General features: G+C 69.9%; 18 protein-coding genes. 8 read left to right on the forward strand and 10 right to left on the reverse strand.

All coding sequences use genetic code 11. The annotated features are described in order from the left end of the window. Positions 1-10: 10 nt before the first annotated feature. Positions 11-1,561, forward strand: coding sequence for an SLC13 family permease (locus tag VYJ16_RS16355; RefSeq protein ID WP_336351384.1), 1,551 nt, complete (start codon positions 11-13; stop codon positions 1,559-1,561). 117 nt (positions 1,562-1,678) lie between these two features. Here VYJ16_RS16355 and VYJ16_RS16360 read toward each other — a convergent pair whose 3' ends face one another. Then, positions 1,679-1,963 (reverse strand): hypothetical protein, encoded by a 285-nt coding sequence (locus tag VYJ16_RS16360; RefSeq protein WP_336351385.1) that lies wholly within the window; start codon positions 1,961-1,963, stop codon positions 1,679-1,681. Between the two features lie 158 nt (positions 1,964-2,121). Here VYJ16_RS16360 and VYJ16_RS16365 point away from each other — a divergent pair, with 158 nt between their 5' ends. The 4 genes from VYJ16_RS16365 to VYJ16_RS16380 all read left to right on the forward strand — a co-directional run bounded on the left by VYJ16_RS16365 (position 2,122) and on the right by VYJ16_RS16380 (position 7,902). After that, positions 2,122-3,339 carry an alpha-hydroxy-acid oxidizing protein gene (locus tag VYJ16_RS16365; RefSeq protein WP_336351386.1) on the forward strand — a complete coding sequence of 406 codons (1,218 nt, stop codon included), beginning with the start codon at positions 2,122-2,124 and terminating at the stop codon, positions 3,337-3,339. A gap of 130 nt (positions 3,340-3,469) precedes the next feature. Further along, positions 3,470-4,303, forward strand: a complete 834-nt coding sequence (locus tag VYJ16_RS16370) for a rhodanese-like domain-containing protein (RefSeq protein ID WP_336351387.1) — start codon at positions 3,470-3,472, stop codon at positions 4,301-4,303. A 257-nt stretch (positions 4,304-4,560) separates the two neighbouring features. Further along, positions 4,561-7,350: a lamin tail domain-containing protein gene (locus VYJ16_RS16375; protein ID WP_336351388.1), complete on the forward strand. Its 2,790-nt coding sequence runs from the start codon at positions 4,561-4,563 to the stop codon at positions 7,348-7,350. Between the two features lie 105 nt (positions 7,351-7,455). Next, a complete protein-coding gene (locus VYJ16_RS16380; protein ID WP_336351389.1) occupies positions 7,456-7,902 on the forward strand; it encodes a universal stress protein in 447 nt (148 codons plus the stop codon). Positions 7,903-7,985: 83 nt separating this feature from the next. Here the strand turns inward: VYJ16_RS16380 and VYJ16_RS16385 are convergent, their stop codons facing one another. From VYJ16_RS16385 to VYJ16_RS16410, 6 genes are all read right to left on the reverse strand, one after another. Further along, positions 7,986-8,732, reverse strand: a complete 747-nt coding sequence (locus tag VYJ16_RS16385) for an NAD-dependent protein deacylase (protein ID WP_336351390.1) — start codon at positions 8,730-8,732, stop codon at positions 7,986-7,988. 137 nt (positions 8,733-8,869) lie between these two features. Then, on the reverse strand, positions 8,870-9,094 hold the full coding sequence (locus VYJ16_RS16390) for a hypothetical protein (protein WP_336351391.1): 225 nt from the start codon (positions 9,092-9,094) through the stop codon (positions 8,870-8,872). An 83-nt stretch (positions 9,095-9,177) separates the two neighbouring features. Further along, positions 9,178-9,405: a hypothetical protein gene (locus tag VYJ16_RS16395; RefSeq protein ID WP_336351392.1), complete on the reverse strand. Its 228-nt coding sequence runs from the start codon at positions 9,403-9,405 to the stop codon at positions 9,178-9,180. Between the two features lie 74 nt (positions 9,406-9,479). Then, complete coding sequence (locus tag VYJ16_RS16400) at positions 9,480-9,839, reverse strand: DUF7964 domain-containing protein (protein ID WP_336351393.1); 360 nt, start codon at positions 9,837-9,839, stop codon at positions 9,480-9,482. Between the two features lie 50 nt (positions 9,840-9,889). Next, positions 9,890-10,120 carry a DUF6199 family natural product biosynthesis protein gene (locus VYJ16_RS16405; protein ID WP_227132963.1) on the reverse strand — a complete coding sequence of 77 codons (231 nt, stop codon included), beginning with the start codon at positions 10,118-10,120 and terminating at the stop codon, positions 9,890-9,892. A gap of 87 nt (positions 10,121-10,207) precedes the next feature. Continuing rightward, entirely contained in the window at positions 10,208-11,404 is a 1,197-nt protein-coding gene (locus tag VYJ16_RS16410; RefSeq protein WP_336351394.1) for a thiolase family protein, read from the reverse strand. A 138-nt stretch (positions 11,405-11,542) separates the two neighbouring features. Between VYJ16_RS16410 and VYJ16_RS16415 the strand changes: the two genes are divergently transcribed. Then, positions 11,543-14,191 (forward strand): heavy metal translocating P-type ATPase, encoded by a 2,649-nt coding sequence (locus tag VYJ16_RS16415; RefSeq protein ID WP_336351395.1) that lies wholly within the window; start codon positions 11,543-11,545, stop codon positions 14,189-14,191. A 476-nt stretch (positions 14,192-14,667) separates the two neighbouring features. Beyond that, positions 14,668-15,468, forward strand: coding sequence for an HNH endonuclease (locus tag VYJ16_RS16420; protein ID WP_336351396.1), 801 nt, complete (start codon positions 14,668-14,670; stop codon positions 15,466-15,468). 226 nt (positions 15,469-15,694) lie between these two features. Here VYJ16_RS16420 and VYJ16_RS16425 read toward each other — a convergent pair whose 3' ends face one another. The 3 genes from VYJ16_RS16425 to VYJ16_RS16435 form a co-directional block, all read right to left on the reverse strand. Next, the gene (locus VYJ16_RS16425) at positions 15,695-17,911 is read right to left on the reverse strand and encodes a coiled-coil domain-containing protein (RefSeq protein ID WP_336351397.1); all 2,217 of its coding nucleotides are present in this window, start codon (positions 17,909-17,911) and stop codon (positions 15,695-15,697) included. Between the two features lie 199 nt (positions 17,912-18,110). After that, positions 18,111-20,090, reverse strand: coding sequence for a hypothetical protein (locus VYJ16_RS16430; RefSeq protein ID WP_336351398.1), 1,980 nt, complete (start codon positions 20,088-20,090; stop codon positions 18,111-18,113). A gap of 113 nt (positions 20,091-20,203) precedes the next feature. Next, positions 20,204-21,535 (reverse strand): MFS transporter, encoded by a 1,332-nt coding sequence (locus VYJ16_RS16435; RefSeq protein ID WP_336351399.1) that lies wholly within the window; start codon positions 21,533-21,535, stop codon positions 20,204-20,206. A 137-nt stretch (positions 21,536-21,672) separates the two neighbouring features. On the opposite strand from VYJ16_RS16435, the gene VYJ16_RS16440 reads away from it, so the two are divergent. After that, the gene (locus VYJ16_RS16440; RefSeq protein WP_336351400.1) at positions 21,673-22,515 is read left to right on the forward strand and encodes an alpha/beta hydrolase; all 843 of its coding nucleotides are present in this window, start codon (positions 21,673-21,675) and stop codon (positions 22,513-22,515) included. Positions 22,516-22,594: the final 79 nt, after the last annotated feature.

Genomic DNA, 22,594 nt, shown 5'->3' on the forward strand with positions numbered 1-22,594 from the left:
GGATTCACTGGTGTCGTTCTCGCGCACTCGCACGCTCTCGCTCCTCGGCGCCGTCCTCGCGACCGTCGTCGTCGCCGGCCTCCCGACGCCGGCCGGGCTGACGCTCGCCGGGCAGTACGCGCTCGCGACGATGACGTTCGCCGCCGTGCTCTGGGTCACCGGCGCACTCCCGCTCGCCCTCACCGCGCTCCTCGTCCCGGTCTCGCTCACCGTCCTCGGCGTCTACCCGTCGTTCGCGCAGTCCGTCGCCGGGTTCGCGGACCCAGTCGTCTTCCTGCTGCTCGCGGGGTTCGTGCTCGCCGAAGCGCTCCAGGCGCACGGCATCGACCGCCGGGTCGCGCTCGTCGTCCTCGTCCGGTTCGGCACGAGCGCGCGCGGCCTGGTCGGCGGCGTCATGGTCGCGACCGCGCTCCTCTCGATGGTCGTCTCCAACACCGCAACGGTCGCGATGATGGTCCCCATCGTCCTCGGTATCGTCGACAGCGTCACCGACCTCACCAGCGCCGACGCCGCCGCCGACTCCGACGCGGCCGCGTCGAACCTCCAGATCGCGATGCTCCTCGGCGTCGCGTACGCCGCGAGCCTCGGCGGCGTCGGCACGCTCGTCGGCACGCCACCGAACGCCATCGTCGTCGGCCAGCTCGACGACCTCGTCGGCGTCGAGATATCGTTCGTCGACTGGCTCGCCATCGGCCTCCCGATGGTCGCGGTCACGCTCCCCGTCGCGTGGGCGCTCCTCACGTACGTCGTCTACCCGCCCGAGTCCTACGACGTCTCCGCGGCCCGCGAGACCGCGCGCGAACGCCGCTCGGAACTCGGCGCGCTGTCACCGGCCGCGAAACGCACCGTGGCCGTGTTCGTCGCGACCGCCGGCCTGTGGCTGCTCGGTGGCTTCGACTTCGCGTTCGCGGGCGTCCTCCCCACCGAGTGGTACGTCACCGTCTTCGGCGGGGACGGCGCGAACGCCCTCGGCACCACGGGTCACGAAGGCGTCCTCTTCTACGTCCTCGTCGGCGTCCTCGCCATCCCGGCGCTCGTCGTCACGGGCGCGAACGAGTTCGACGACCTCCTCGACGTCGACTGGGGGACGCTCCTCCTCCTCGGTGGCGGCATCTCGCTCGCGAACGCCCTCAAGGACACGAACGCGACCGCGTGGCTCGCGGACGTCACCCTCGTGGCGCTCGGCGACGCCGGCATCGTCGTCGTCCTCCTGAGCGTCGTCGCGCTCGTCGTCCTCGTCGGCGAACTCGCGTCGAACACCGCGATGGCCGCCATCCTCGCCCCGCTCCTCGTCGAGGTCGGGCCGACGTACGCGAGCGCGCTCGGCACCACGAACGACCTCGCCGCCGTCCTCTTCGCGGTCACCGGCGCGGTCGCCGCGAGCTACGGGTTCGCGCTCCCCGTCGCCACGCCACCGAACGCCATCGTGTACGGCGCCGGGTACGTCGAACGCGAGCACATGCTGCGCGCCGGCGTCCTCCTCGACGTCGTCGTCGTCGTCCTCGCGACGGCGATGGCGCTCCTGCTCGGCTACACGCTCTGGCCTATCGTCCTCGCGTGACTCGCCGCGGCCGCTGCTGACGCTCCGTGGAGGGGATAGCTGTCGGAGAAGTCGGGTTCGTGATGTACGGTTCGAGACCCTGGCTCTATGACGTGTTAGCCTGAAGGATCGGGACTCTCAGCGGGTGTGCGAGCGGGGCTGGTAGCGGTCGATGCCCCAGAACAGGGCTGCGACCAGGAGCATGAAGGCCGCGGGCGCCCAGAGCTGCGGGTCGACCGTGAAGCCCTGGAGGCTCGACGAGAGGCTGTACGCGGCCGCGGCGATGAGCACGAGCACGAGGAACCCGAGGAACGCGGCGATGCCCATGAAGGGGACGTCAGGGAGCGGGCTCTCCGTGCGTTCGGTCGACTGCGTCTGCTGGGTCTGGGGCGTCCGGGTTCCGGTGGCCGAGTCCTGGTACATCCTGTTTCACCTATTCCTCCCTACGCGTCCGGTATATAAACGACCAGGCGGTGATTCCTACTCGATGAAAACGACCGGCGACGCTGCCCTGGCACGACTGCGCGCAGCACGCTGCCGTCATGCCAACAACCAACACGCTCGGCCGTGAGAGGCCAGCCATGAGCGACGACGACTTCGAGGCGTCCACGCCGTACGGTCGATACCGACAGACGGAGGTGTTCACGACCGGGATGCTGACCGGCGACACGCCGGACGTCCCGGTCGCCTACGAGGACCTGAAGGCCGCGGCCGAGGACGCGATGAGCGACGAGGCGTACGCGTACGTCGCGGGCGGCGCCGGCGGCGAGTCCACGAAGCGCGCGAACCGCCGCGCGTTCGACGACCATCGACTCGTCCCGCGCGTCCTCCGGGACACGAGCGAGCGCGACCTCCGCGTCGACGTCCTCGGGGACACGTGGCCGGTGCCGTTCGCGCTCGCCCCCATCGGCGTCCAGGGCGTGATGCACGACGACGGCGACCTCGCGAGCGCCCGCGCCGCCGCCGCCGAGGGCGTCCCCTACGTCACGTCGACGCAATCGAGCTATCCACTGGAGGACGTCGCCGCGGAACTCGACGCCGGGAGCGAGGATGGCCCGCCGACCTGGTTCCAGCTGTACTGGTCGAAGGACCGGGACGTGACGGCGTCGCTCGTCGACCGCGCCGAGGACGCCGGCTACGACGCCATCTGCCTCACGCTCGACACGCCACACCTCGGGTGGCGCGAACGCGACCTCCAGGGCGGCTACCTCCCGTTCCTCGACGGGAAGGGCATCGCGAACTACACGACCGACCCCGCGTTCCGCGACCGACTCGACTCGGACCCCGAGGAGAACCCCAGGGAGGCCGCCCGCGAGTTCGTGGACGTCTTCGCGGACCCGACGCTCGAATTTGACGACCTCGACTGGCTGTTCGACCGCACTGACCTCCCCGTCGTCTGCAAGGGCGTCCTTCACCCCGAGGACGCCCGCCGGTGCATCGACGCCGGCGCGGACGGCGTCGTCGTCTCGAATCACGGCGGCCGCCAGGTCGACGACGCCGTCGCCGCCCTCGACCAACTCCCCGCGGTCGCCGACGCCGTGCGCGACGCGGACCCGGACGCCGCGGTCCTGTTCGACTCCGGGATTCGTCGTGGCGCCGACGCGCTCGTCGCGCTCGCGCTCGGCGCGGACGCCGTCCTCCTCGGGCGCCCGTACTGTTACGGGCTCGCCGTCGACGGCGAGGACGGCGTCCGCGCGGTCGTCTCGAACGTCCGCGCGGACCTCGACCTCTCGCTCGCGCTCACGGGGTACGACGCGGCTCGGGAGGTCGACGACGGCGCGCTCGCCCGGACGGATTGACGTCGGACTCGGCGCGCGACGGCGCGGCGAGAACTCCGGACGCGGTGGGGTGGGTGGACGGTTGTCAGCGGTCGAACCGTTCGGTTCCCGTACCAGAACCCTCTTTTCACATCGATTCCTAGGCGAAGTTATGAAGCGACGCACGTTCGCAACGGCGGCCGCAGGGTCGCTCGCGGGCTTGGCTGGCTGCCTCGGCGGCCAGTTCGGCTTGGGCGGCGAGACGACGAGCGGGTCGAACGACGACGGCTCCTCCGGCTCGGGCGGGTCGCCGGGGACGGCTTCGGGCCTACCCGCGGACGTCGATGGCTACCCCGACGAGGTCGAGTCCAAGCCGGAGGACCGCGAGGTCGACACGAGTAACCTGAAGACCGTCACCGAGAACGGCGTCGACGTCCCGCTCCTGCCGGTCGACGACGCGCACGTCTGGTGGGCGTACAGGCGCGCTCGGTTCGCCGACGCGCGCGGCCCCGACCAGTACGAGAACAGCCACATCGAGGGCGCCGTGTTCAGCTCCGCCGCCGAACGCTTCCGCGACAGCGACGACCCGACGAAGCAGTGGGGGAAGCAGGACCGCATCATCTGCTACTGCGGGTGCCCGCACCACCTCTCCTCGATCCGCGCGAGCCAGCTCATCAACGCCGGCTTCGAGAACGTCTACGTCATCGACGAGGGGTTCTTCGAGTGGACCGACCGCGGGTATCCCGTCACCGGGAACAGCGGTGGTATCAGCGAGTTCGTCGTCCGCGGCGAGGTCCACGCGAAGCACGCCGGCGAGAACGCGTGGGTGACGCCCGTCGACTCCGACCAGCTCGAATCGACGAACGTCGCCGCCGACGGCTCGTTCGCGCTCCACTGCAAGTTCGTCGACGTCACCCCGGAGACGCGACTGCGCGTCGACACGCCCGCGTGGTCGACCACGGGGAGTGTCGAGGAACTGACGGCGGGCGTGGTTCGCGGGAACTGACGGCGGGCGTGGTTCGCGGGAACTGACGGCGGGCGTGGTTCGCGGGAACTGACGGGCGGCGTCGGCGCGGCGGTAGCGAGGCCGGGGCGTGTGCGAGGATGTTCCGTGTGCGAGGGCGGGGCGTGGAGCGTCCGGGCGCCCACCCTGCCCCGACGTGGTTTTACTTATCCTGATTGGTCAACCGGCCGAACCTTGGCTATGGAGGGATACCAAAAGTAATTACCAAGAATTTTAATCCTCGCGTTCCGGTTGATGGTATGCGACGACGTACCTTCCTGGCGTCGTTATCGGGCACTGCAACCACACTCGGGCTGACAGGGGCACTCGGCAGTCAGCCAGCGGCGGCGGCCTCGGGCACCGTCGACTTCCTCGAGTTCGACTCCTCGGCGAGCTTGCTGGACGCGAACCGGAACCTGCTCACGGACGATGCGCTCGTCGCCGTGAAAGCGGAGGCGTCCGCGTTCAACGTCGACGACGACGGGAACGGCGACGCCGTCGACTACGGCTCCACGGACATCCCGCTGGTCGCCGTCGACGAACGCAGCGGCGGCGGCGCAGTCGTCGGGTTCGGCGCGGAACTCGTCAGCGACGGCGCGAACTTCCAGAGCGGGAACGAGGAGTTCCTCCTGAACGTCTGGGACGCGTACCTCGGCGGTTCCGGCACCGTGCTCTACGACGAGGGCCACGACCAGTACGACACCCTCACGACGTTCTCGAACATGGCGAACTACGCCGAGACCCAGGAGAGCTACGCGGTCTCGGCGACGTCGACGCTCGCCGACGACCTCTCCACCGCCGACGCCGTCTGGATAACGAGCCCGTCCGCGGCGTTCACCGCGAGCGAGCAATCGGCGCTCAAGGACTTCGTGGACGACGGCGGCGTCGCGTTCGTCCACGACACCGCCGACTACTCGAACTTCGACGAGACCCAGAACTTGAACGACCTCGCGAACGGTCTCGACCTCGCGTTCCGCTTCAACGACGACCAGGTGCTCGACACCGAGTCGAACACGAACGGGACGTCCTACCGCGTGCAGACGACGCGGTTCGACGCGACGTTCGACTTCTTCGCGGACCGAAAGGGCATGGAGATCGACCCGAACGCGAACCACGTCGTCGACGTGAAAGACGTCACCGACGGCGACACGGTCGACATCGAGTTCGACAGCGGCCGTCGCGAGAACATCCGCGTCCTCGGGCTGGACACGCCCGAGAAGGAGCAGTACCAGCAGTACGAGCGCACCCAGGAGTGGGAGGGCCTCGAGTCGCTCACGTACCTCGCCGACTGGGGCGCGAACGCGACCGACTGGGCGAAAGGCGAGCTCTCCGGGAAGACCGTCGAGATCGCGTTCGACGACGCGGAACCCGGTATCTTCGACCAGTTCGACCGCCTTCTGGCGTACATCTACTACGACGGCACGGGCGACGGCACCCGGAGCGAGTTCTACAACCTCCGCACCGTCCAGAACGGGTACGCTCGCGTGTACTCGTCGTCGTTCAGCAAGCACGACGCGTTCATGAGCGCGGAATCGCAGGCGCAGGCCGACGCCGTGAACGTCTGGGGCGCGAGCGACCCGGACGCCTCGGACCCCATCCGGAACCGCGACGCGGACGACCTGTTCTTCCCGACCGCGGCGAGCGTCCGCACCAGTAGCGGCGCCATCGACGCGAGCCGCGTCCCGGTGGTCGCGGAGAGCGAGGCGACCCAGACCGGGAGTCCGTCGGTCACGTATAGCGACGTCCCGCTCGCCGGCCTCGACGAACCGAACAACGTCGCGCTCGTCGGCGCACCCCTCGTCGACGAGTCATACGAGCAGGCCGAGGACTACGCGGTCGACACGAGCACGTACGAGAACTTCGTGTTCACCGCGAACCTCGCGAACTACCTCGGCTCGAAGTCCGGGAAGGTCGTCGTCGACGGCGGGCACGGCCAGTTCTCCGCGGGCTACGCGCTCTCCGCGGAGGAGACCGCGTACTTCCAGCGGTTCCTCGAGGGCGTCGACACCGACTACGACCAGGTGAACGACGTCACGAGCACGAACCTCGCGGACGCGAAAGCCGTCGTCGTCAGTTCCCCGCCGCAGGCGTTCACGTCGAGCGAACTCGACGCGCTCTCGTCGTTCGCCGCGAACGGCGGCGCGGTCGTCCTCGTCGGCGGGAGCGAGACGACGGCGACCGCGCGCTCGAACCTCCACGAGGTCGCGAGCGCGCTCGGGAGCGACCTCCGCCTGAGCGACGACCAGGTGGAGGACGCGACGAACAACGTGAACTCGGACGCGACCGTTCCGACGACCACGCGGTTCGACACGTCGTTCCCGCTGTTCTCCGCGCTCGAGACGAGCGGCGGCAGTACCGGGACTGGCGACGTCGACCTCGTGAAGGTGCACGCGGACGCCGAAGGCACGGAGAGCGAGAACCTCAACGACGAGTACGTCGTGTTCGAGAACGTCGGCGACGCCGCGGTCGACCTGACGAACTACGAGGTCAGCGACGCCGCCGACAACACGTACGTCTTCTCGGAGTTCTCGCTCGACGCCGGCGCGCAGGTCACGCTCCACACCGGTTCTGGCACCGACACGAGCACTGACGTCTACTGGGGCGAGAGCGGTGGCGTCTGGAACAACACCGGCGACACGGTGACGGTCGTCGACGACGCCGGGTCGACCGTCCTCTCGGTGACGTACGAGGACGACGGCTTCGACGACACGGGCGACGACGGCGGCACGTCCCCGAGCGGGATGGCTATCACGAACGTCAGCGAGGACGGCGCGACGCTGAACGACGAGTACGTCGTCGTCGAGAACGGCGGCAGTAGCGCGGTCGACATGAGCGGGTGGACGCTCTCGGACGCCGCCGGCTACACGTACCAGTTCCCGAGTGGGTTTACGTTAGACGTAAACTCCACGGTGAAAGTCCATACGGGGAAGGGCACCGACACGAGCACCGACCTCTACTGGGGCTACGAGTCCGCGGTCTGGAACAACGGCGGCGACACCGCGACGCTCACCGACGACGCCGGCACCACCGTCGACACGTACTCGTACTGACGGCTGTCCCTCTCGTGCCGTCGCACCGCGGCGCGAAACCCGGCCGCTTCCTCGGTTTCGAGAACGGCCGAGCGATTGTTACCGGTCGGTGTCCAAGCGTCGACCATGAGCTTCGTCGTTCCCTTCGACGGTACGGAACAGTCGTGCGTCGGTATCCGACGCGCGGTCGAGCTGGCGCCGCGGTCGGTGCGCGTGGTCGCGTTCAGCGTCGTCCCGCGCAAGCACGGGGAGTGGGCGCGCGAGCGTGACCTCCTCGACCCCGGGGAGTCCTGGGGGAACGAACTCGTCGTCTCGCGGCTCCAGGAGCGCGCGCACGACGTCAGCGACGCGGTGTCGTTCCAGCACACGACCGTCGACCGGTACGCGCCGACGGGGAAGATAAGCCACGAGATCCGCGCGTTCGCTCGCGACGTCGACGCGACGATGGTGTTCATCGGGAGCACGGACGCCGGCGGCATCGTCACGAGCCTCCAGAGCGTCGGGACGAGCGTCGCGAGCGACGAGGCGTACGACGTCGTGCTCGTTCGGCGGACGGAGTCGGTCCTCGATTGACGAGCCCGGCCCCGGCTCCACCGCCCGTGGTTTACTGCGGACGCGGTGGTGTCCGGGTCGTCGGTGCGGCGCGCGCTCGTGCTTCAGAGCGCGTCGACGACCGCGGGGAGGACGTCCTCGACGCGGTCGCGGAATACGAACTCGGCGCGGTCGGCGTACCGCGTCGCGTCGAGGTTCACGACCGCGACCGTCCCGCCCTCGCGCTGCGTGACCGCCGGGAGACCCGCTGCGGGGTCGACGGTGAGCGACGAGCCGGCGGCGACGAGCACGTCCGCGCGTGCAGCGCGTCGCCGGGCCTCGGCGAGCGCGGCCTCCGGCAGTCGCTCCCCGAACAGGACGGTGTCGGGCTTGTAGACGCCACCGCAGTCGCACTCGGGAGCAGAGTCAGTGGCCTCCACGACCGCGTTCGCGGATTCGACGTCGACCTCGTCGCCGCAGCCCTCGCAGGTCGCGGTCGACCCCGTCCCGTGCAGGTGCACGACCGACTCGCTGCCCGCCGCGACGTGCAGCCCGTCGACGTTCTGCGTCACTACCGCGTCGAGGAATCCGTCGCGCTCCAGAGCCGCGAGCGCGTCGTGCGCGGCGTTCGGCGCGACCGTCTCGTCGAAGAAGTGCTCGTGGAGCGCGAGCCAGTCCCGCCAGAACGCGTCCGGGTCCGCGCGGAACCGACGGAGCGCGAACGCGGACTCGTCGAACTCCTCGTAGAGGCCGTCCTCGCCGCGGAACGTCGGCACGCCCGACGCCCGCGAGAGCCCCGCGCCGGTCAACGCCACCGCCGACCGCGCGTCGCGGAGCGCGTCCGCGAGCGCGACCACGTCGCTATCGCTCATGCACGAAGCGTCGAACCCGAACCCGCAAGAAGCCGTCGGCGACCGCCGAGACCGGTACCGGCGTCACGTCAGCGAGGCGAGGCCGTTGCCGCCCGCGGTGTCACGTCAGCGAGACGAGGCCGTTGCCGCCCGCGGCGTCACGTCAGCGAGACGAGGACGGTCGCGGCGCCGAGGACGACCGCACCGAGCGCGAACGCGCGGTTCAGTGCGACCTTCAACTCCTGTCCGTCACCGGGGGCGCCCGCGACGCCAGCGGGCAGCGCTCGCGTCCGCACGCCGGCGATACCGTCGGCGTACCGATAGACGAGCAGCCCGCCGACGATCATGGCGAACCCGAGTACGACACTCAGCAGCGAGTTCATGCTCGCCCTAGTCGGTCGTCGAATTTGAACGTTCGCATCCGTCGGACCGCAGTCGTGCGGTCTCCACCGACGACCTCGCCCGGTCAGTTCCCGACAGAGAGGAGCGTGACGAGCACGCCGACCCCGGCCACGAACACGCCCGTGCCCTTCAGGAGGAGCGTCCGCATCCCCGTCGCGGTCCTGGCATCGCCCTCGGGTTCCACGACCGGGAGGACGCCCGCTAGCATGGAGATGACGTGCGCGAACCGGACGACTCCGCCGCCGAGAACCGCCGTCGCCAGCCCGTACGCGAGGCCGTCCGGTGAGACCATACCTCCCTTCGTTCAGCCTCACTGAAACGTCTTCGGTGTCCGAGCGGTGACACCCCGCGACCGGGCCGCGAGCGCTACCGTTCGTCCAGGTCGTCGACGACCGCGTCCGGGTCGTCGAAGTCCACCGTCGTCTCGCCCTCGACGTACTCGTCGTCGAACTCGGCGTCGTCAGCCCACTCGCGAACCGCGTCCTGGAGGACCGCGAACGCGTTCTCCACGTCGTCGTCCACCGCCTCCAGCACCCGCCAGCCCTCCTCGCCCTCGTCGAACACGACCGCGTGCCCACGAGTACTCCGGATGAAGTACACCGCGAACACGCGGTCCTGCTCTGGCACGTAGTTCGCTGGCGCCACCGACAGCTCGTTGTCCTGTTCGTTCAGCGACTGGACCTCCCCGCCCGTCATCGGGCGGTCCGGGAGCGACGACAGCGTCATGCGCGACGAGACGGCCGAGGCGGACAAAAGCCCCGCGTTCCCAGCGGCGTTCAGAACACCACGCTCGAAATCATCGCAAGCCCCACGAGCGCGAACGCGTACCCGCCGTACCGGTTCGCCGTCACGTGCGACTCCGTGGCCTCGACGTCGGTCCCGTCGCGGTCGCTGCCGATCGCGTCGAGCTGCTCGCTGAAGTTCGCCCAGGCTCGCGGCTTCGCCACCAGCCACGCGCCGTAGAGGAACAGGCAGACGCCGAACGCGAACCAGGACGCGTCACTCATGTCAGCTGAATAGGCGGACCGAGGCAAGTACGCTTCGGCCCGTCGGTTCCCCGGGACCGACGACCCGCCGTGGACGCTCGGTCGTGCCTACGGCGCTTCCAGCAGCGTCGCGACGCCCTGCCCGAACCCGATGCACATCGTGGACACCGCGGTGTCGGCGTCGCCGCGGTCGATCATGTGCGCGAGCTTCGTCATCAGTGCCGCGCCGGTCGCGCCGAGGGGATGGCCGTGCGCGATGGCGCCGCCGTCGACGTTCACGCGGTCCCAGTCCGCGCCCGTCTCCTCGAGCCACGCCGCGAGCACGCTCGCGAACGCCTCGTTCACCTCGTAGCGGTCCACGTCGTCCACGCCCAGGTCGTTCGCCGCCAGGAGCTGCTCGGTCGCCGGAATCGGTCCCGTGAGCATCGTCGTCGGGTCGACGCCCACGACCTGCGTGTCCACGATGCGCGCCAGCGGCTCCCAGTCGTTCGCCTCGGCGGTCGCCTCGCTCGTCACGAGGAGCGCGCTCGCGCCGTCGACGATACCGGACGAGTTCCCGGCGTGCACGACGCCCTCGCCCTCCTCGCGGAACGCGAGCGGCACCCCGGAGAGACTGTCGACGGTGGATTCGGGGCGCGGGTGGCCGTCCTCCTCGACGGTCACGGCCTCGCCGTCGAGGTCGGTGTCCACGGGCACGACCTGGTCGTCGTACCGGCCGGCGTCCCACGCCGCCTTCCAGCGCGACTGGGACTCCGCGGCGAGCTCGTCGAGGTCCGTGCGCGAGAACCCCCAGCGCTCCGCGATGCGCTCCGCGGACTCGCCCTGCGGAATCAGTTCCTCGAAGTGCTCGAAGTACGTGTCCGCCATCGACCCGCCGTCGCTCCCCATCGGCTCGCGGGTCATGTGCTCGACGCCGCCGGCGACGACGACGTCCTGGAACCCGGCCGCGACCTGGCCGGCGGCGAAGCTCACGGCCTGCTGGCCGCTCCCGCACATCCGGTTCAGCTGGACGCCCGGCGGGCCGTGCCGCCCCGAGTAAGAGTCCCCGGCCTCGGGGTCGTCGCCGAGGTCCTCGCCCCAGCCCGCGACGAGCGGCGCGATGCGAGCGATGTTGCTCCCCTGGTCGCCCTTCGGCGTCACGCAGCCGTACACGACGTCCTCGACCGTCGCGGGGTCGAAGCCGACGCGGGATTCGAGCGCGGAAAGCGGTGCGGCGGCGAGGTCCTGCGGGTGCGTGTCTCTGAACGCGCCGTCGCGGTCCCCGAAGGGCGTCCGCACGGCGTCGACGATGACGGCGTCTCCCATACTCGAAACTAGCAACGCGTTCACTTGGCGCTTGCGCCCGACGTTACTAACCTACGGGCGTCGAGTTGTTAATATCTGGCCATCAGCGGCGCTCTCGTAGTAGCGGGATTAATATACGGTCGTCGTCTACCCTCGCATATGACACGTGCGGACGCCTCGGAACCACCCGACGAACCACCCGACGAGCGCGAGGACGGGCCCTCGACCAGTCGAACCGTCGACCTCGACGTCCCCGACATGGACTGCTCGTCGTGCGCCGACAAGGTCGAAGCCGGCGTCTCCGGGGTCGACGGCGTCGAACGCATCGAGACCAGTCCCACCCAGGGCCGGGTCGCCGTCACCTACGACGAATCGCGCGCCACCGCAGACGACGTCGCGAGCGGCGTCGAGGGAGCAGGCTACGACGTCGCCGCCACGAGCGTCTCGACGGTCACGTTCGACGTCCCCGACATGGACTGCTCGTCGTGCGCCGACAAGGTCGAGGCCGCACTCGACGGCCGCGCCGGGGTCCTCGACGTGAGCACGCGCCCCACGTCCGGGACCGTCCGCATCGAGTACGACGACGACACCGCCGTAACCGCGCTCCGCGACGCCATCGAATCCGCCGGCTACGACGTCACCGGGAGCGACGCTACCGAGGACGACGCCGGCGACGGCGCGCACGACCACGGCGGCGACGACCGGAGCGTCTGGCGGAGCACCCGCGCGAAGAAGACCTACGCCGGCGCCGCCTTCCTCGCCGTCGGCCTACTCGCGCAGTTCGGGTTCGACGGGTTGGCCACCGTCGCGACCGTCCTCGGCGCCTCGTTCACCGTCGCCGACGTCGCGTTCCTCGCCGCCACCGCGGCCGCCGGCCAGGAGATCCTCCGCGGCGGCTACTACTCCGCGAAGAACACCCAGCTCGACATCGACTTCCTGATGAGCGCCGCCATCGTCGCCGCCATCACCGCGAGCGTCGGGTTCGGCGAGCACTACTACCTCGAAGCCGGGACGCTCGCCGTCCTCTTCAGCGTCAGCGAACTCCTCGAAGGCTACGCGATGGACCGAACCCGGAACAGCCTCCAGGAACTCGTCGAACTCTCCCCCGACGAGGCGACGGTCAAACGCGCGGACGGCGAGACGGAGACCGTTCCCGTCGAGGAGCTCGCGGTCGGCGACGTCGTCGTCGTGAAACCCGGCGAGAAGGTGCCCGCGGACGGCGTCGTCGTCGACGGCGACACCGCGATCAATCAGGCGCCCGTCACCGGCGAGAGCGTCCCCGTCGACAAGACCGTCGGCGACGAGGTGTACGCCGGCACCATCAACGAGGCCGGCTACGTCGAGGTGGAGGTCCGCGCCGAAGCCCAGGACTCGACGCTCTCGCGCATCGTCTCGCTCGTCGAGGACGCGGAGGCGAACCAGACCGAGCGCGAGCAGTTCGTCGAGCGGTTCGCGAACTACTACACGCCCGTCATGGTCGCGCTCGCCATCGGTATCGCCGTCGTCCCGCCGCTCGCGTTCGGCGCGCCGTGGACCGAATGGTTCGTGAACGGCATCACGATGCTCGTCCTCGCCTGCCCGTGCGCGTTCGTCATCTCCACGCCCGTCAGCGTCGTCTCCGGCGTCACCGCCGCCGCCAGGAACGGCGTGCTCGTCAAGGGCGGGAACCACCTGGAGGCGATGGGTGCCGTCGACGCGATCGCGGTCGACAAGACCGGGACGCTCACGAAGGGCGAACTCACCGTCACGGACGTCGTCCCGCTCGGCGACCGCACCGAAGCGGACGTCCTCCGGTGCGCGCGCGGCCTGGAAGCGAAGAGCGAGCACCCCATCGCGGACGCCATCGTCGCCGCTGCCGACGGCACCGTCGGCGTCGACGCCGACAGCTCCGGCGCGGACGACTTCCAGTCCGTCACCGGGAAAGGCGTGACGGGCGCGCTCCACGGCACCGCGCACTACGCCGGCAAGCCCGCGTGGTTCGACGACCTCGGGTTCGAACTCGAGCACGCGCACGTCGTCGACGCCGCCAGCGAGCACGCCGAGGGCGCCGAGGGCGCCGAGGGCGCGGAACGCACCGCCGGCGCCAGCGGCGACGACGGCCGCGCGGGCGTCTCCGCGGAGGTCACGGACCTCTGCGACCGCCACGGGTGCCTGAACCTCGCCGAGGAGACCATCCCGCGCCTCCAGGGCGAGGGGAAGACCGTCATCCTCGTCGGGACCGAGGACGAACTCGAGGGCCTGGTCGCGGTCGCCGACGAGGTCCGCCCCGGCGCTCGCGAGGCCGTCAGCGCACTCCAATCGTTCGGCCTGGAGGTCGTGATGCTCACCGGCGACAACGAGCGCACCGCCGCCGCGGTCGCCGAACAGGTCGGCGTGGACGACTACCGCGCCGGTCTCCTCCCCGAGGACAAGGTCGACGCCGTCCGCGAGCTCGACGCGAAGTACGACGGCGGCGTGGCGATGGTCGGCGACGGCGTGAACGACGCGCCCGCGCTCGCCACCGCGACCGTCGGCGTCGCCATGGGCGCCGCCGGCACCGACACCGCCATCGAGACCGCGGACATCGCGCTGATGAGCGACGACGTCGCGAAGCTCCCGTACCTCTACGACCTCTCGCATCGCGCGAACGGCGTCATCCGCCAGAACATCTACGCGAGCCTCGGCGTGAAGGCCGCGCTCGCCGTCGGCGTCGCCGTCCCGTACGTGAACGTCAGTCTCGCGCTCGCAGTCCTCGTCGGCGACGCCGGCATGACCCTCGGCGTCACCGGGAACGCCCTCCGGCTCGGCCGCATCAAACCCGACGCCTGACCGGGTCGGTGACCCGGCGCCTGACCGAGTCGGTGACCCGACGCCTGAGCCGCTGTCGCCGCCCGCGCCGCCCTCGCTATCGACCGCTCCGCGCCGTAGCAGGCTGCTACCGGAATCTCCGCTTATCTCTCCTGGAACCTGACGATTCTCGGAGAATGAAACCAATCGACAGCCGTATGCTTCCGAACGGGGGTCATAATAGTAAAAATTAAGTACTCAGTCTCACAATGTGAGAATACAGATGACCCGCCGCGCTCCCACCCGGAACGAGGCCCGCACTGGTGGCGACCACCAGTACGCCGCACACGGCGACGAGCCGGCGGTCACGTCACGCATCCTCATCGAGCTCTGACCGTCGACGCCCGCCCGCGTCGACCCGCGAACCCTGTATCCACCAGCCTCGGCCCTCGCGCCCGCTGGTGGATACACGAGGGGAATCGCGTCGCCCGACCGCACACCAGCAAGTCACCAATCCAATGTCAGAGCCAGCGTTCATCGCAGACCCGAGCGTAGCGCCGTACAACGTCGCGTACCTCGTCGACGACCGGTCGCACCTCTACCACGAGTACGACGTGGACCGCGACCGCGACCACGGACCGGCAGCACCCGACCGCAACGGCGACACCGGAGCAGTCGATTCCGACAGGGACGCTCCCGTCGACTATCCCGCGCGCCGCGAGGCCATCCTCGCGTTCTACGGCCACCGCTGCGGTCGCTGCGGGACGAAGGTCGCGCGCCAGTCCGACGAGGAGACGTCGCTCGGGTACGTGCACTCGGTCGCGGCCGAGGGCGAGCCCGAGTGGGCGCTCTCGAACCTCGTCGCGGTCTGCGAGCCGTGCTACGACGTACTGTCCACGCGGTGCTGCGAGGACCTCGGCACGTTCGGCGACACGTATCGGGAGGCACCGCAGTTCCCGACGTGGACGTGCGACCCGCGCGTCGCCGTGGAGCGACTGCCGCTCACGGGCCGCGAGGCGTGGACGCGGCACGTGCTCTCGGACCGCATCGAGGACGCGCCGTCGTGCCGCGCGAACCACACGGTCGTCCGCCGGGCGTGCCTGGCGCGCTCGACACCCGCCGCCGAGGCGGTCGCACTCGGGAAGGCGCTCGTGCGCGACGAACGCGGCGCGCTCTCGACGTCGAACCGCCGGCTCCGCGAGCGCTGGCACACGCTCACCGCGCACGAGCGAGAGGAATGGGAGTCCCGCGCCGTCGACCCCGACACCTCCCTCGTCACGGGCGGGTTCGAGCCCGCCCTCGAACGCCACCCCGTCTGACGGCGCACAGCCGCGATTCCCTCGATAGGCCCCCGTTGACGTGGAGTCCTCCCACTTCCGCTGACGTGCGGCCCTCCCACTTCCGCTGACGTGCGGCCCTCCCACTTCCGCTGACGTCCAGTCTTTCTTTCGACGGGTCCCAGGGGACGACTGCGACGCGATCGCTCGACGCTCAGCGATGGGCTCGCTCTCGGCAGAGAAGGAGTTCCTGGAGTCGTCGGTGCCGTCAGTCGTCGGCGTTGACGGCCTCGGAGGGCTCGCCGTCGCCCTCGACGTCGTCGGATTCGGTCTCGTCTGCGTCGTCGGATTCGGTCTCGTCTGCGTCGTCGGATTCGGTCTCGTCTGCGTCGTCGGATTCGGTCGCCTCGGCGTCAGCGGTCTCGGTGTGTTCTGCTGCGGCGAGTTCCGGTGGTGCCTCCTCCGTCTCCGCCCCGTCGCGGTCATCGAGAACGGGCTCGGTAGACGGTTGCGGTGCGAGTTCGCGGCGGTGCAGCCAGTACCAGGCCGCGAACGCGACGAGTGCGGCGACGACGAGACCGCCGCCGGCCGAGACGCCCGTCGCAACCAGTGCGGTCCCACCGCCCGCTGCGGCGCCACCCGCGACCAGGAGCGTGCGCGAGAGCAACGACCGCTGCATCCGCGCCTCGATCGCGTCCGTGATGTCGGCCTCCGTCACGTACTCGTCCTCGAGCGTCGACTCGACGGCGGCGACCCGGTCCGCGTCCGCCTTCGACGCCGCGAGGTCGTCAACGCGACTCGACGTGTCCGACAACGCCGCAGCGTCCGCCTTCGACTCCTCGAGTTCCCCCAACTCGTCGTCGACCTCGGCGCGCTCGCGTTCCATGCGGTCGGACAGGAGCGTCTCCAGGTCGTCGACCTCCGAACGGAGCGCTTCGGACTCGGCTTCGAGGTCGTCCGCGAGCGACGCGGATTCGGCTTCGAGGTCGTCGGCGACCGTCTCGATGTCCGCCTCCAGCGTCGCTTCGACGTCGTCGACGACCGATTCGAGGTCGTCGTGGTCCGCGCGCAGCGACTCGAACGCGTCGAGCGCCGGCGTCCGCCGGTCCAGCGACTCCACGTCCTCGCCGAGCTTCTCGAGTGCGTCCGCGGTCGCCGCCGACGCTTCGAGCGCCTCCAAGTCCGCGCGGAGCGCGTCCACTTCCTCGTCGAACGCGTCCTCGGTCGCTTCGAGGTCGCTCTCCATCGCCGCAGCGTCGTCCAACGATTCCAGCGCGTCACGGACCCGCTCTACGTCCTCGACGTCGGCCTTCGAGTCCGCGAGCGCCGTCACGTCCGACGCGAGCGCGTCCACGGTGTCCGCGTCAGCCTTCTGCGAGTCGAGCGACGCCACCGTCGACGCGTCCGCCTTCGTTCCGTACAGTTCCGCGACCGAGTCCTCGAGGGACTCCAGGTCCGATTCCAGTTGTCCGCGCTTCTCCTTCGCTCGCGACTGGAGGTGCTCGACGAACTGCGACGTCGACGCCGACAACTGCACGTTCAGCGCCTGCCCGAGGGCCGCACGCGTCTCCTCGTCGACCGACTCGGACTCGAGCGCCGCCACGAACCGCTCCACCACCGCCGCGTCGCCGTCACCAGCGCCTTCGCGGCCCGGGGGCTCGTCCGCGGCTGCGTCCGCCGTACCGGCGTCGTCGCTCTCTTCCTCGTCCGCAGTCGACGTCTCCAGAATCGACGGGCCCCTCTCGTCGTCGAGCGCTTCGTCGCCGCCGCCGTCGTCGTCCCCATCGGTCGTGGCGTCGCTGGCGGTTGCCCCCTCGGCCGTCGGGTCGGCGAGCGAGAGCGTCGACCGCGGACTGCCGTCGCCGCCCCCGGAGCCGTCCTCGTCTTCGTCGGACTCCGCTCCGGACTCGCTGTCGTCCTCGGGCACGACAGCGTCGACGGACGGAGCAGTCGCGTCCGAGCCGTCGACCGCGTTCTCGCCGTCGTCGGCCCCGGCCGCGTTCTCGTCGTCGTCGTCCCCGGCCGCGTTCTCGCCGTCGTCGTCGGCACCGGCCGCGTCATCACCACCAGTGGCGTCCTCGTCGGCGCCGTCGGTCACGTTGGCGCTTGAGGAGATGGAGAGCTCCGGGCGAGCGAGGAACGTCGACGGGTCCTCGACCGCTTCTCGCCGGACACCGTAGACGGTCGTAACCGTCTCTCCCGCCGGTAGCTCCGTCTCGAACCGGAGCGCGTTCGCTCCGGCGTGCTGCCAGTGTTCGCCGCGGTACTCGTCGTGGAACCCGACGTCGTCGAGGTCGAGTCCGTCCGGGATGCGGTCCGTGAGGGCGACCCGGACGTCGTCCTCGCGAACGGATCTGATCTCGTACTTCACTATCGGGACGGCGGACCCCGTCTCGGCCATCCACTTCGAGACGTGGACGCCACCTGCGGTGACTGCCACCCTGTCGTCGTCCGCGTCGACGGACGCGTGCTCTGACCCACTCATCTACGGTAATTACCGAATGCACTGTTATCATCTTGCCGATTAGATACCCGATACGTTCAGATGCGAAACTAAATCTGCGAGATAACTTTCGAAACGCGTGCTCCGGTCCGTCGAAGCCGCGAACTCGCAGCCAACGTCGCCACCCATCCGCGTCTCGTCCGCCTGGACGACCGTTCCCGTGCGCTACTGCTCCCGTGCGCTACTCGTCGGTGCCCTCGCCGAGCTCCCCGTCGTTCAACCACCACCAGTACGCGAGCGCTGCGAGCCCGAGCACCACCAGCACCACGCCACCGGTCGTTCCGGACGCGAGCAACGCACCACCGGCACCGACCGCGCCACCAGCCCCCAGCAGGAGCGTGCGCGCGAACAGACTCGTCCGCAACCGCGACTCCAGCGCGTCCGTGATGTCCGCCTCGGTCACGTACCGCCGCTCCAGGTCCGCCTCGACGCTCCCGACGCGCTCGGCCGTCGCACTCGTCGACTCGACGCGCTCCAGTTCCGATTCGACGTCCGCCACCGCGTCCGCCCGCATCGTCGCCTCCTCGTCGACGCGGTCCTCGAGCCGCGACGTCACGCGCTCCAGTTCCGCCGACAGCGACTCGTCGAGGGACGCGAGCTCCCGCTCCACGCCCGCCAGGTCCGCGTCCCTCGCCGCGTCCTCGGCGAGCGATTCGTGCGCGTCGCGGAGCTGCTCGTGGTCCTCGCGCAGCGTCTCGTGGTCCGATTGGAGCGTCTCGAACGCGTCGGTACTCGGCGTTCGGTCGTCCAGGTCCCGCACGCCGCGCGCGAGCTCCTCGACGCCGGCCTCGCTCGCAGCGCGCTCGTCGACGTTCGAGAGCGTCGCGTCGAGCGCCGCGATACGGTCCTCGAGCGACGACCGGGCGTCCGCGAGGTCCGTCGTCGTCGCCGCCGTCGACTCCACCGACGCCAGCTCCTCCTCGAGCGCCGCCACCGCCGCAGCGTCCGCCTTCGCGTCCTCGAGCGCCGACACCGACTCCGATAGCGTCGAAACCCGTTCGGCGTCCGCCTTCTCCGCGCGAACCGACGACAGCGTCGACGAGTCCGCCTTCAGCCCGTAGAGCTCCGCGATGGAGTCCTCCAACCGCTCGATGTCGGCCTCGAGCTGGCCGCGCTTCTCCTTCATCCGCGACTGGAGGTGCTCGACGAACTGCGAGGACGACGCCGACAACTGGAGGTTGAGTTCGCGCGCCAGCGCCTCCTTCGTCTCGGCGTCCACGTCCGACGACTGCAACTCGGTCGCGAGCGACGCCACCACGCCCTCGCTCTCGCTCCCGACCGCGGCTGCGGCGTCCTCGGACCCGACGGTCGCGTCAGCGCTCGCGCCGGTCGCGTCAGCGGCCGAGTCCGTCGGAGCAGCTGTTCCCGTGGCCGTTGGGTCCGCTTCGCCGACGTCCTCCGGGTCCTCCTCGGTGGCCGCAACGGTGGTCGACGCGTCGTTCGTCGCCAGCGCGACGGGGTCTTCCGTCGCTAGCGCCGCTTCCGGTTCGCCACCTTCCCACACCGGACCCGAGTCGGTGGCCGTGGCCTCCTCGCTGCTGTCGTCCGCCGCCTCGTTCGCCTTCGGGTCCGCGAGCGAGAGCGTCTCCGTCGGCTCCTCGTCCGACTTCCCCGATGCTTCGGCCTGAGCGTCACTCGACGCCGACCCGTCGTCCGCGCCGCCCGGAGTCTCAGGCGACTCGGACGCGGCGGCGGCATCCTCGAGCGCCCGCTCGAGTCGTTCGTCGACCGCGTCCGGCGACGCCGCCGACGTCGACGCGTCATCGTCGCTCGCGTCCTCGACGCCTGGATCGACCGTCACGTCGAGCGACGGTCGGTCCAGGTACGGCGCCGGGTCGTCGACGGAATCCCGCCGGATGCCGTACACCGTCGTCACCTCCTCGCCCCCGTCCAGCGTCACCTCGAACCGGAGGGCGTCCGGTCCCGGGCGCGTCCAGCAGTCGCCGTGGTGGTCGTCGTGGAACCCGACGTCGTCCGCGTCGAGGTGGTCCGGGACGACGTCGTTCACCGCAACCGCCACCGCGTCGTCCCTGGCTGACGCGAGCTCGTACTTCACGACCGGCACCGCCGCCGCGTTCGTCGCCACCCACTTCCGTACCTGCACGCCGTCCGACGACACGGCGACGCGACTCTCGTCGTCGTCGGCGCGAACGTGCCCCATACTCGACATAGATATAAATTACATAACCAAACTTTATCATATTAACGGTATCTATAGGGGAATCTAAACGTTCTCCAGGGGCCGGGGAATTATCCATAGCTGGGCGCGGCCGGTCAGGCGTACGGCTCGAACTCGCCGCCCCGCAGCAGGAAGTATCCGGTCCCGACGAGGCCGACGACCGACGCCACCTGGAACGCCAGCGCGGGCGACACCTCGTAGAGCACGCCACCGAGCACCGCGCTCGGAATGACGACCACGTTCCGCACGAAGTAGTACGTCCCCGTGACGCGGCCGCCAGCGTCCGCCTCCGCGGGCCCGACGATGAGCGCCTTGTGCGCCGGCAGCCCCGCGAACCGCAGCCCCGAGAACGCGAACAGCGCGACGAGCGCCCACTGGTCCGCCGGCGAGAACGCCAGCAGCGTCGGGAAGACCGCGTACACGACGAACCCGAGCGCGACAACGGGCTTCAGGCCCACGCGCTCCGCGAGCGTCGCCACCGGAATCATCGACGCGAGCGCGACCACCATCTCCACCGCGAGCAGCACACCGAAGAACGCGTCCGGCCGCAGCGCCACCCCGAACGCCCGGAATCCCACGCCGAGTTCGTCGGTGACGAACAGCACGAAGAACCCGTACACCATCCCGTTCGCGAACCGGACGAACGTATCCCCGACGAGCAGCGGTCGGAGCAGGTCCGGGAGGCCGCGGAGGTCCGCGAGCACCTGCGAGACGCCCGCGAACGAGTCCCCGACGGTGTCCTCGCTCGCGTCGTACAGGTAGTGCTGGGCGACGGTCGCGACCGCGCCGAACGCCACGGCGACGAGGAGGATGCGCTGGAACCCCTCGACGAACCCGGTCGTCGCCGCGAGCAGCGCCGTCGCGAGCAGCGGCCCGACGAGGAACCCGATCCGCCTGAAGGTCTCCGTGCTCGCGAACCCCGCGGCCAGGTGCTCGGGCTCGGTCGCCTGCTTGACGACCGCGAACGTCGCACCCAGCCCGAAGGACTTCCACGCCTGCGTGAACAGCAGGCCGACAGTCATCACGGCGAACGCCGGCAAAGCCAACCCGAGTGGGGTCCACGCCGACACCGACTCCACGGCGTACCACACGAGGAACCCGAGCGTCGACAGCACGCCGAACGCCGTCAGCGCCGTCCGCGATCCCACGCGGTCGCTCACCCACCCGCCCGGGTACGGGTAGACCGCACTCACGAGGTTCCCGACGCTCAGGTACACGCCGATGAGGACCGGACTGATACCGAGGACGCGCATGTACTCCGGGACGTACCGACTCGTCATCTGGAACGCCAGACTGAACGCGAGCATCGCCACCGACAACACGAGCACGTCCCGGCGCAGCGACAGGAACTGCCGGAACGGGTCGAGGACGTCCAGACCGCCCGCTGCGGGACGGTCGTCGGTCGACGTCGCGTCGCCGTCTGCCATCACGGCCGACCACTCTCGCGGGCCCCAAAAGCATGTCTCCAGAGCCCGGGACCAGTCGAAGCGAACGACGCGTGCGATTCCACCGCTGGCCGTGCGATTCCACCGCTGGCCCGTGGTCCGTCCCCGCGCAATCGCCGATGTTCGTGGTGCTTACAACCAGTCAATTCGACGTGGTGGCTATGCCCTCCGGTATCGTCGACCGCGACGTCTCGTTCAAGTCGACGCCCGAACGCGACCTCCACGCGAACTGCTTCCGTCCGAGTGCGTCGAGCGAGGACCTCGAACGTGGGGCGGTCGCGGTGCACGTCCACGGCGGCGTCTGGAATCGCGGCGACCGCGAGTTCTTCGACGACCGCTGTCGTGCACTCGCCGCCCGCGGCCTCCCGGCGGTCACCGTCGACTACAGGCTCTCCGGCGAAGCGACGTACCCCGCCGCCCTCCAGGACGTCCGGAGCGCAGTCCGGTGGGTTCGTAGCGAACGTCCGCTCGGATTCGACCCGGAGGCCGTCGTCCTCGTCGGCCACTCCGCGGGCGCGCACCTCGCCGCCCTCACCGCCGCGACAGCGTCACAGCCGGCGCACTCGCCAACGCCCACCGACCCGTACGGTGAGGCATCCACCGCCGTCGATGGCGTCGTCTGCTTCGACGGCCCCTACGACCTCTTCGGTGCAGAACCCGGGAGCGAGACCGCGGACTTCGTGGGCGGTGATCCGACCGACGTCCCCGACCGATACCGAGCGGCCTCGCCGCGAGAGCAGGCCGACGGCCAGCATCCACCCGCGCTCCTCTATCACGCGGACGACGACGAGTGGCTCACGCGTCGCGAAACTCGCGCCTATCGCGACGTCCTCAACTGCGCGGGCGTCGACGTCGAACTGAAGACGCCGCCCGGCGACCACTTCTTCTTCACCGACGACCCCTGGTTCGAACGCACCGTCGAGCACACCCTCGACTTCGTCGACCGCGTCACGTCGACGTAGGAACCGACAGCGACCGAACCAGGGGTCAGGGCAGACCGGACACCACCGGGTGCGTGCGAGCCACGCACAGCGTTTTCCC

Origin of the sequence: Halorubellus litoreus, assembly GCF_037081675.1 — an archaeon.
Lineage (GTDB): Archaea > Halobacteriota > Halobacteria > Halobacteriales > Natrialbaceae > Halorubellus > Halorubellus litoreus.